The following is a 10569-nucleotide window of genomic DNA, read 5'->3' on the forward strand; positions in this document are numbered from 1 at the left end:
GATCCGCGTCCTCTGGCGCGCATGGAGCGACAGCATTCCATACGATCCCCAAAAACATGCTGCCGCAAAGGCCTTCATCCCTACGGGTTGACACAGGAAGTCTCATGCCGCCACCCTGAAACCGATGAAGAATTCCTGCAGCTTCGGAAACCGCAGCACGGCAATCCCCGTCTCCGCCTCAATTTCATCGGCGACGGCCTCGACCGCCTCCGCCGTTTCGGTCGCCAGCACGAACCACATGTTGAGACGATGCTCGCGTTGGTAATTGTGCGCGACCTCCGGATGGGCGTTGACCGCATCCGCCACGGCCTCGAAATGCTCGGCCGGGACCTCCATCGCGCACAGGCAGAAGGCCCCTCCGATCGCGGCCGCGTCGTAGAACGGGCCGAAGCGCGTGATCACGCCGGTTTCGCGCATGCGTCCCAGCCGCGACATCAGCTCGCTCTCGCTCAGGCCGAGCCGCGTCGCCGCCTCCGCATAGGGACGCGGCGTGAGCGGAAACCCTTCTTGCAAAGCGTTGACGATCAGCCGGTCGGTCGCGTCGAGTTCGAGCGCGGAGCGCTTCATGCCGCTGCTCCTTCCGTGGACGCCACCAACGCTCCCGTCTGCTTGAAGCAGCGAATGCTGAACAGCACCTGATGCGGAGCATCCTGAAGGCCGACCTCGCTGCTGGCGCGATCGAGCACCGCCATCGCCTCGTCGCGGCTGCGGGCGTGGATCATGCAGTAGAGCGTATAGGGCCAGACGCCGGGCGCCGCGCGCCGTTGATAACAGAGCGTGACGCCGCGCACGGCGGTCAGCGCAGGTCCGATGCGGCCCAGATCGGCCTCGTCCGCCTCCCAGACCACCATGGCATTGGATCGCCAGCCGAGTGCGCGATGGCGCACGATCACACCGATCCGCGACAGGATACCGGCCGCGGCAAGCGCCTTGACCCGTGCCAGCACGTCCGCCTCGGACCGACCGAGCGCGCGGCCCAATTCGGCAAAAGGACGGGGCACCAGCGCCAGGCCGGTCGAGAGCGCCTGCATGATCGGCCGGTCCTCCGGTTCCAGTACGCCGGCGTCGATATGTTCGCGCGCCGGCGGCACGTGGCCGGCGCCGTCAAGCGAGAAGCCCAGATCGACATTGAACGCGCGCACCAGCGGCAGATCGAGGACCTCAAGTTTCGTGCGCGCACGAATGCGGTCAAGCGTCGCGTCGACATGGAGTCGATCGGGGCCGGTCACCACGAACCAGATGTTCCAGCGGTTCTCGCGCAGATAGGAGTGGTTCACGCCCGGCTCGCCGCCGATGAGGGCGGCGATCTCGTCGATCCGCCATTGGGGAGCAGCGACGGCGGCCAGCGTGCTCGCGCCCGCGGTGCCCGGCCGGCAGGTGGCGCCGACGCGGCTGATTGCGCCAACGGCCTCCATCTCGGCGAGCCGGCTCAGAACGTCCTTCTGGCGAAGGTCCATCCGCTCGGCAATCGCGGCAAACGGCCGGGGTACCAGCGGAAAATCCCGCTGCCAATTGTCGAGCAGCGCGCGGTCGATGATGTCGACGGTCAAGCTCATCGCTCAGAGCCCCGTCCGGTGGGCGCGCGCGGTGAAGAAAATCCCCGACGGGCTCTCCGCCGCGATCTCGCCCAGCTTCTCGAAACTGCGCGCGTCGTAGATGTCCACACGCCCGGCATCGCGGACCGAGACCCAGACCTCGTGACCGCGGGCGGTGAACTCCATGTGCAGGACGGCGGGTCCCGGCGTCAGCGTGTGGATCACTTCGCCCGAAAGCGTATCGATTACCTCGATCGTATCGTTCAAGGGGTGGGCGAAATTGACCCAGACCTGGCGCCCGTCCGGCCGGGCGACGGCGAAGACTGGCTGACCGTGGGTGGCTGTGCGCCCCACCTCAGCCAATGTCCGGCTGTCGACCCAGAGCACTTCATGTCGTCCGACAGCGGGCAGAACGAACCGATCGCCCGCCAGCGCCCAGCCTTCCAGATGCGGCATCTTGTAGACGGGCAGCGGTTCCTTGCCCTTGCCGTAGCCCGACAGAATCCGCCGCGGAACCGGCGGTTCCTGCCAGAGATCGAGCGCCGTCAGCCCGTCCTCGCCGAACAACCCCGCGATGTAGTGCCGCCCGTCGCCGGTGATCAGCGCGTCATAGGGGTTCGTCCCGATCCCGCCGATCCGGGTGATCGCCGGCTCCTCACCGGAAAAGTCCGCGATCCACGTCTCCCCCGCGTCCCACAGGGTGAAGACGAAGCGCCGCCCCGGCGCGTCGACCAGGCCGATGGTCTTCGACCCGGTCGGGATGTCGGCGACGCTCTCCAGCGTTTCGGCATCGAAGACGCGCACGCCGCCCGGCTCGTAGTTCGAGACCGCGACGAGTTGCCCGTCGTCGGAAATTGCGCCGCCGATGGCGTTGCCCGATTGCACGACGCGGCCAGCGATCGACTGGGTCAGCAGATCGACCTTGGTCAGCCCGCCGTCGCGTCCGAAGACGAAGGCGAAACGCTCGTCCGCCGAGAATACTACCGAAGCATGGGACAGATCGCCCAGGCCATCGACCCGCCCGATCGCGGCGTGCTCGGACTGGTCGATGATCAGCAGCGAGCCCGAGGCCCGTTCTACAACCACGCCCAGATCGCCGGTGGCGCGGGGCTCCTGCGCCTGGGCGACGCCAAGGAAGACCGCGAAAATCGACGCCAGCATGATCAGGCCAAGGGAAAAGCCACGGCTCATTCGTTGCCTCCGTCCAAGAGATAGCCGGCGATCCAGGCCGCCTCTTCATCTCTGAGGAGCGGGCGCCAGGGCGGCATCGCGGTTCCCGGAACGCCATCGAGAATGATGGCGACAAGCCCGTCGGGCTGCGTCCCGGCCAGCGTCTCGGCGCGGATATCCGGTCCGAGCCCGCCTTTCAGCGTCATTCCGTGGCATGAGCCGCAATCCTGCAGCACCAAACGCTCAAGTTCGGCCGCCCGGCCCGGCGGCAGCTCCTGCGCCAAGGCCGGTGCCCCGATAACGAGCAAAAGGGCCACCAGAACCTCACGCATGAGCCAACGGCGCATGAACGGCGGCAAGATGCGTGAACATTTCGGCGGGTGACGAGCGGTAAAGCGAGACGACATCGCCGATCAGAAACAGCACCGGGCCGGTGAGACGCGCCTCGGCCATGTCGCTGGCGATCCGGTCCAGACGGGAGGTCAGCCGCCGCTCGCGCGGCGTCGTCGCATTGGCGATCGCCAGCACGGGCGTCGCCACGGGCATGCCGTGCGCGATCAGCCGTTCGGAAATCTCGGCGATGTTGGCGGCCCCCATATAGACGACCAGCGTGGTCTGGGTGTCCGCCAATCCCAGCCATTCAAGGTCGAGCGGCCTGTCGCTTCGACAGTGTCCGGTCACGTAGCGCACGCCTGTCGCCAGCCCGCGATGGGTCAGCGGCACACCGGTGACGGAGGCCGCCCCCTGCGCCGCCGTGATGCCGGGGACGATTTCGACCGGAACTCCCGCTGCCCGCAAGGCTTCGGCCTCTTCCGAACCGCGACCGAAGATGAAAGGGTCGCCGCCCTTCAATCGCACCACCGTCTGCCCTTCGAGTGCCAGCTCGACGAGGATTTCGTTGATACGCTCCTGCGGCACCGGATGGGAGGTCGGCGCCTTGCCGACCGGGACAAGCCGCGCCGTCGGCGGCGCCAGCGCCAGCACCTCGGGCGACACCAGGCGGTCATGGACCACGACATGCGCCAGTTCCAGCACGCGCGCCGCTTTCAACGTCAAAAGCTCCGGATCGCCTGGACCCGCCCCGACCAGAAACACCCGTCCACGCGTCTTCATAGCTTTCTCCCGGACTGATCGAGTTGGGGCGGCGTGTGCCGCCGCCCCGGGCGCGCGTCAGTAGACGTCCTGGCGGGTGTTGAAGACGTTGAACTTGCCGGTCGGTGTGATCAGCCGCGGATCCTTGATCACGTGTTTCAGCTCCAGCGTCTTGTCGTCGACGACCACGATGGCGGATTCCAGATCCTTGGCGTTCCAGACCGAGAACCAGATTTCGTCACCCGCCTTGTTGAACTCGCCCTGCACGACGCGGGGTTGGCCTTCCGCGATGCCCGCCCATTCGACGATTGGCAGCACCGTGTATTCGGGCTCTTCCTTGCCGAGTTCGTCGACGTTGAAGACCGCGACAGAGGCGGTCACCTCAGCGTCGGGATTCAGCGGCGCATCGACATAAAGATGGTTCGAGGTCGGGTGCGACTTCACGAACAGCGAACCGCCGCCCAGCCCCTCGAGCTGTTGCACCACTTTCCAGGCGTTGTCGGGATGTCCTTCCGGGTCGGTCCCGATCAGCGCGATGGTCTCGTCGCCGAGATGCGAGGTCACCCAGACCGGCCCGTAGACGGGATGGTTCAAATTGGCGCCGCGGCCGGGATGCGGGGTCTGACCGCCGGTCTCCAGCAACGCGGTTAGCTCGCCTTCCTTGGTGTCGATCACCGCGACCTTGCCGCGCGCGTTCGCGGCGGTGAGGAAATAGCGCTTGGTGGAGTCGAATCCGCCATCGTGCAGGAACCGCTCGGCCTCGATCTCGGTGACCTTGAGGTTCTTGATGTCGGAGTAGTCGACCAGCAGGATCTTGCCGGTCTCCTTGACGTTCACAATGAACTCGGGGCGGTAGTGCGACGCGACGATCGCCGCCACGCGTGGCTCAGGGTGATATTCCTGGCTGTCGTAGATCATGCCCCGCGTCGAGACGATTTTCTTCGGCTCCAGCGTATCACCGTCCATGATGACGTATTGCGGCGGCCAATAAGCGCCCGCGATGGCGTATTTGTCTTCCCAGCCCTCCATCTTGGAGGTCTCGACCGAGCGCGCCTCGGCGCCGATCTTGATCTCGGCCACCGTCGCCGGCGTTTCCATCCACAGGTCGATCATGTTGACCTTGGCATCGCGGCCGATGACGAAGAGATAGCGGCCGGAGGCCGAGATGCGGCTGATATGCACCGCGTAGCCGGTGTCGATCACCGTGTGAATCTCGTAGGTCGCGCCGTCGATCAGCGCGATCTGGCCAGAGTCGCGCAGGGTCACGGAAAACAGATTGTCGATATCGATGTCGTTCATCTTTTCCGTCGGCCGGTCCGCCGGCGCGACCAGGACCTTCCAGGTCTTGAGCATCTCCGGCATGCCGAACTCCGGCGGCGCCGGCGGCTCGATCAGCAGGTAACGGGCCAACATGTCGATCTGCTCTTCGGAGAGCTGACCTGAGGTGCCCCAGTTCGGCATGCCGGCGGGCGACCCGTAGGTCATGAAATCCCGCAGATATTCGTAGCCGTTCTGGCGGGTGATGTCGGGGGTCAGCGCCTTGCCGGTCGCGCCCTTGCGCAGCACGCCGTGGCAGCCGGCGCAGCGTTCGAAGTAAATCGTGGCGGCCGTATTGAATTCGTCCTGGGTGATGACCGGATCGTCAGGCTTGAGACCCGGGATTTCCACGCCGATCTCGCCGAGCGAGGTGGCGCTGTAGACGTATTTCGCGGCTGGCGAATCGCCATGCCCCTTCGGCTTCTCCTGTGCGGCAGCGCCCGTCGCCGCGAGCGCAAGCGGCAACGCGATGCTGGCTAAGAGCTTCAAGCTCCGCGTTTCGCGAATGGTTTTCATGGGGCGGCCTCCGTTGGCGGGTAGGTTCAAAGCGGAAGATGCCCCCCCGGCCGACGACGTTCCTTGACTTTCATCAAGGTGCCGATGGGGAAGCGGCATCATCGTGGTGAAAAGCGAAAGGATGATCAGTGATGCGGCTGAGGCAGGCCTTGATCATATTCGTCATGGCCTTCGCCTCCCCGGGTTTGGGAGATGGCGCGCTGGCCGATGGCCTGCTGCAAGTCAAAAGCGAGGAGGCGGCGGCAAAACCCGATCTGGCGTTGGCCGCCCGCCTGTTCGCTCGTGACGGTCCCCTTGCCTTGACGCGCGAGGAGGGGGCGGTGCCCGGCTGGTCGGTCACGACACCGGACGGCCTGATCGGCCACATCGCCTCGACCTGGGAAATCACCGAATCCGTCGGTTATTCGGGGCGGCCGATCGATATTCTCGTCGCGGTGACGCGCGACGGCCGCATCGCGGGCGCCCGGCTCATCCGTCAAAGCGAACCGGTCCTGACCTTGGGAATTTCTGAATCGGACATCGCCGACTATGTCGACGGCTTTGCCGGTGTCGATCTGACTCGCCAGCCGACCATCGACTTCGCCGACCGTCCCGACCTTCCGGATGTGATTTCGCGCGCGACCGTGTCGACCGGCGTGATCCGCGACGCCATTCTGCGGACCGCCCGCACGCTTGCCTTGGCGCAAGGGCGGGGAACGGCGATCGACCAGATCGGCTTCAGACCGATGTCCTGGGATGCGCTGCTGGCCGAAGGGGCGCTCGCGCGCACCACCGTCAGTCTCGATCAGGCGCGCGTGGCGCTGAGCGCCGCCAAGATGCCGCCACCGCCGGGCGAGGCGCCGTTCCTCGATCTCTGGGTCGGGATTCTCGACCCGCCGACGATCGGGCGAAACCTCCTCGGCCAAGCGCTTTTCACCCGGGCGATGGCGGTATTGGGCCCCGGCGAGACGGCGTTGTTCGTCGCCTCTCGCGGCCTGCATTCGCATCGGGGCACAGACTGGCGTCGCACCGGTGAATTCGACCGGATCGCGGTGATTCAGGATGAGAAAACCATCACCTTCGAAAGCGGGGACTATCTCCGGATCGACCGCCTCGCGGCCGTCGGCGCACTCGACGTCAAGGAAATGAGTCTCTTCCGGCTGCCTGCCGGCCGCTTCGATCCGGCCCTATCGTTCCGGGTCGAGGTGACGGCGAGCCGCGACACCGGCGGCGAACCGGTCTCGATGGGCATATCGGTCGATTATACCTTACCGGCCCAGTTTCTTCTGCCGCCGGAGATGGCGCCGGAAACCGAGCCGCTGTGGGTCTCGGCCTGGCAGCGCAAGCGGTTCGAGATCATCGGCGTCGGCCTGATGCTGACCACCCTCGCGGTGATCCTTTTCCTGCAGGAGGCGTTCGTGCGCCGCCCCGCGCTCTGGCGCTGGGGCCGGATCACATTCCTTTCGGTGACACTGGTCTGGCTGGGCTGGATCGCCGGTGGGCAATTGTCCGTTGTTCAGGTGGTGGCGTTCCTGCAATCGCTGTTGACCGGCTTTCGTTGGGAAACTTTCCTGATCGATCCGGTGATCTTCATGCTCTGGGGCTTCGTCGCCCTCGGGCTCTTGTTCTGGGGCCGCGGGGTGTATTGCGGCTGGCTCTGCCCCTTCGGCGCGCTGCAGGAGCTGACCAACGAGATCGCCAAGCGCCTCCGCATTCCGCAGATCGCGGTGCCGTTCGGCGTTCACGAGCGCCTCTGGGCCATCAAGTACACGGCTTTCGTCGCCATCCTCGGCCTGTCGTTCTATTCGATGGATCAGGCGCTGGTGCTGGCCGAGATCGAGCCCTTCAAGACCGCCATGTCGATGCGCTTCATGCGGGCCTGGCCCTTCGTTCTTTTCGTCGTGGCGCTTCTCGTCGCGGGACTGTTCATCGAGCGGTTCTACTGCCGTTATCTTTGCCCGCTTGGCGCGGCGCTGGCGATCCCGGCCAAGCTCAAGCTGTTCGACTGGCTGCGCCGCCGTCCCCAATGCGGACGGGAATGCCGGCTTTGCGAAACCAAATGCATGGTTGGCGCCATCGATCCGATCGGTCGGATCAATCCCAATGAATGCGTGCTTTGCCTGCATTGCCAGACGATCTACCACGATCCGAACACCTGCCTGGTGCTGAAGCGGCGCGCCCGTCCGACGGCCCCGACCGCGCGGGAGAACTCACCATGACACCATGCCTGACCCGGCGCCGCTTCATGACGATCTGCGCCGCCGCCGCCCTACCTCGTGAAGCTCTAGCCGGGGCGCCGATGACACGCTGGCGGGGCGCGGCACTGGGCGCCGAGGCCTCCATGACACTGGTCGGAATAAAGGGTGACGCCGCCGACGAGATCTTTGCCGCGACACAGGCCGAGATCGACCGGCTTGAGGGAATCTTCAGCCTGTATCGCGCCGGTTCGGCGCTGGCACGCCTGAACCTTGAAGGAAGGCTGGATACTCCGCCCGCCGAGCTGGTCGAACTCCTCGCCCTGTCGGATTCGCTCCATCGCGTGACCGGCGGCGCCTTCGATCCGACGATCCAGCCCCTATGGCAATTGCACGCTCTGGCCGCGCAGGAGCAACGGCGGCTCGAAGCCGAAGAGATTGCCGAGGCCAGGAAACGGACGGGTTGGGTGCATCTGCGTCACAGCCCGGACGCGGTCGGCTTCAGGCGCGACGGCATGGCTTTGACGCTCAACGGCATCGCGCAAGGGTACATCGCCGACCGGGTGGCGGCGCTGGTCCGCGCACGCGGACTGACCGACGTTCTGATCGACATGGGCGAGATCGCCGCTCTCGGCCGCCGCCCCGATCGAACGCCCTGGCGCGCCGCGATCGCGACGCCGGACGGCGAGATCGTCGGCGAGGTCCCGCTCGGCGATCGCGCGCTGGCTACCTCGGCGCCGCTCGGCACGCCGTTGGACAAGGCCGGCCGCGTCGGTCACATCCTCGATCCGCGGACGGGGCACGCCGAAGCCCGCTGGCGGCTGGTGTCGGTAGCGGCAGACAGCGCGGCGCTGGCCGACGGCCTGTCGACCGCCTTCTGCCTGATGCCCCGCCATGCGATCAAAACGGTCCTGCAGGCCCATCCGAACGTATCGCTCGAAGCAATCCTTTGACCTGTGATCGTTGAGAGGCGCACGAACCAAAGACGGGGCAGTTCTTGACCTGCCTTGCCGCCGCCCGCCAGTTCCTCAGACCGCAAGCGCGGGCGCAAGCTCCGGCGGCAGATCGAATTCGGCGGCGACGCGCGCGCGTCCCTTGGCCGACAACTTGCGCGCGGTCTTGGCGACGATGCCGAAGATTTTTTCATGGTCGTGCCTGGCGGCGAAATCCGCGAAATACCAGCGCAGGAACACCAGGCAGATCACGTCCTCCAGCATCTGCACCTCCGGGTCGCGCTTGATCCCCTCCTTGCGCAGCATCTGCGCCACGCGCGCCCCGTCGGCCTCGCAATAGCCCGCCGCGATCATCAATTCCGCCACCCGCGCGCCATGCGCCAGCGCCTGCGCTTTCCGCCAGGCGTGATAGCCCTCGCGGCTGTCGGGATACGCGCTTCGCGGCAGCTTCCAACGCTCGATGTGCTGTCCGCGCGCCGCAATCCGCAAATGCTCGGACGCATCCGGGCAGATTCGGTCGAGCTCCCCTGACATCCGCCGGCCATAGACAAGCGCCGCCGGTTCCCGCGTCTCCGCTTCCAGCGTCGGATCGGCGGAATTGGCCCTGTCGATCGCGGCGATGACTGCCTCGAATCGCCCGCTCATTGGGCCTTGCTCCAGGCATCGGCGCGATCCTCTTCGACAAAGCCGCGCAACCGTCCGACATCCGCGATGGCTGCGTGATTGTGGCTGATCGCCACGCCGTTCTGCTTCAATCGCGCGAAGGCGCGGGACAGGCTTTCGGGCTTCATGCCCAGCCGCCCCGCGATCAGCACCTTGTCGTAGGGCAAGGTCACGGTGCATGCGCCTTCGGCGACGTGGCAGAGGTCGAGCAAGAATTCGGCCAGCCGTTGCGCGCCGGTCTGGGCCTTCAGTTGCTCGACCTGTTCGACCAGCGCGTGCAGGTGCTTGAAGGTCGCCGCCAGCATCGAGATGCAAAGCTCCGGCTGCGACTTCATCATCTGCAGCACCACTGCCGCGGGAACCTGCATCAGCCGGCAATCGGTGACCGCCTCGGCGGCGACCGGATAGACGTCGCCGCGAAACGCCACCGCCTCGCCGAAGCTTCGGCCCTTGGTGAAGGTTCCGACCACCGCCTCCGCCCCGTTATGCGCGATCCGGAACAGCTTCACCCATCCTTCCAGCACGATATAGACGCTGTTGGCGGTATCGCCCTGCAGGAAGATCGTCGCCGATCGGCCAAACTTCCGGACGTCGGACCGCGCCAGGATCATGTCGGCGACATCCTCGGGTACACTGCCCAAGAGGATGGACCCCTTTGCAATCTGCCAATCGCCTTCCTGGTGCATTGGTTTCTCCGATTATGGTTTGGGATCATCGAACGCCCAGACCTAACACCAGATGCCGCCACGGGATCAATGCAGAGGAACCCAGAACCGGTCCCGGCAAGCTCGGGATGATCGCCGGACAGTCGATGCCGGGAGCCGCCCCGAGGGCGGCCTTCCAGCTCGAGCCCGGTTCGGCGGAGTTCTCGGTCCTTGGGGTTGAACAAGGCCGCTGTGAAATCACGTGCGACTTTCGCCCCAACGCCCTGATTCAAACAGTTGAAAACATTGCCGGAAGTCCGGCAACGCGTTGAGGCTACGTAATTCCCCTAAGGACATAACCGAATTTCGGGCGATCATGATCGGCGCCATTGTTTCCCCCACCAGAACGGAAAAGGGAAACAACAATGCTCGCTTCCACCCTCGCCCCGTCGCCCTTGCGGTCGCATCCCTTCACGATCGATCACCCGGCGTTTCCACCGGCTGC

Annotated in this window: 10 protein-coding genes; 2 read left to right on the plus strand and 8 right to left on the minus strand. The window is 65.6% G+C overall.

Translation table 11 applies throughout. The features are described from left to right. Positions 1-102: 102 nt before the first annotated feature. The 6 genes from VSX60_RS20975 to VSX60_RS21000 are packed head-to-tail and all read right to left on the minus strand — an operon-like array spanning position 103 to position 5630. Entirely contained in the window at positions 103-567 is a 465-nt protein-coding gene (locus VSX60_RS20975; protein WP_327626196.1) for an Lrp/AsnC family transcriptional regulator, read from the minus strand. Beyond that, positions 564-1556 carry a siroheme decarboxylase subunit beta gene (gene ahbB, locus VSX60_RS20980; RefSeq protein ID WP_327626197.1) on the minus strand — a complete coding sequence of 331 codons (993 nt, stop codon included), beginning with the start codon at positions 1554-1556 and terminating at the stop codon, positions 564-566. The genes VSX60_RS20975 and ahbB overlap by 4 nt, the downstream gene beginning before the upstream one ends. 3 nt (positions 1557-1559) lie before the next feature. After that, positions 1560-2726, minus strand: a complete 1167-nt coding sequence (locus VSX60_RS20985) for a cytochrome D1 domain-containing protein (protein ID WP_327626198.1) — start codon at positions 2724-2726, stop codon at positions 1560-1562. Beyond that, on the minus strand, positions 2723-3037 hold the full coding sequence (locus VSX60_RS20990; RefSeq protein WP_327626199.1) for a c-type cytochrome: 315 nt from the start codon (positions 3035-3037) through the stop codon (positions 2723-2725). Before VSX60_RS20990 ends, VSX60_RS20985 begins: the two co-directional genes overlap by 4 nt. Beyond that, the gene (cobA, locus tag VSX60_RS20995; RefSeq protein WP_327626200.1) at positions 3030-3818 is read right to left on the minus strand and encodes a uroporphyrinogen-III C-methyltransferase; all 789 of its coding nucleotides are present in this window, start codon (positions 3816-3818) and stop codon (positions 3030-3032) included. The genes VSX60_RS20990 and cobA overlap by 8 nt, the downstream gene beginning before the upstream one ends. A gap of 57 nt (positions 3819-3875) precedes the next feature. Then, positions 3876-5630: a cytochrome D1 domain-containing protein gene (locus VSX60_RS21000; RefSeq protein ID WP_327626201.1), complete on the minus strand. Its 1755-nt coding sequence runs from the start codon at positions 5628-5630 to the stop codon at positions 3876-3878. Between the two features lie 131 nt (positions 5631-5761). Between VSX60_RS21000 and VSX60_RS21005 the strand changes: the two genes are divergently transcribed. Then, positions 5762-7828, plus strand: a complete 2067-nt coding sequence (locus VSX60_RS21005) for a 4Fe-4S binding protein (protein WP_327626202.1) — start codon at positions 5762-5764, stop codon at positions 7826-7828. Then, entirely contained in the window at positions 7825-8757 is a 933-nt protein-coding gene (locus VSX60_RS21010) for an FAD:protein FMN transferase (protein WP_327626203.1), read from the plus strand. Before VSX60_RS21005 ends, VSX60_RS21010 begins: the two co-directional genes overlap by 4 nt. A gap of 75 nt (positions 8758-8832) precedes the next feature. On the opposite strand, the gene VSX60_RS21015 is transcribed toward VSX60_RS21010, so the two are convergent. Next, on the minus strand, positions 8833-9402 hold the full coding sequence (locus VSX60_RS21015) for a DUF4202 domain-containing protein (RefSeq protein WP_327626204.1): 570 nt from the start codon (positions 9400-9402) through the stop codon (positions 8833-8835). Beyond that, positions 9399-10106 carry a Crp/Fnr family transcriptional regulator gene (locus VSX60_RS21020; RefSeq protein WP_327626205.1) on the minus strand — a complete coding sequence of 236 codons (708 nt, stop codon included), beginning with the start codon at positions 10104-10106 and terminating at the stop codon, positions 9399-9401. Before VSX60_RS21020 ends, VSX60_RS21015 begins: the two co-directional genes overlap by 4 nt. Positions 10107-10569 lie beyond the last annotated feature (463 nt).

It is taken from the genome of Aurantimonas sp. A3-2-R12, from assembly GCF_036016755.1.
Taxonomy (GTDB): domain Bacteria; phylum Pseudomonadota; class Alphaproteobacteria; order Rhizobiales; family Rhizobiaceae; genus Aurantimonas; species Aurantimonas coralicida_A.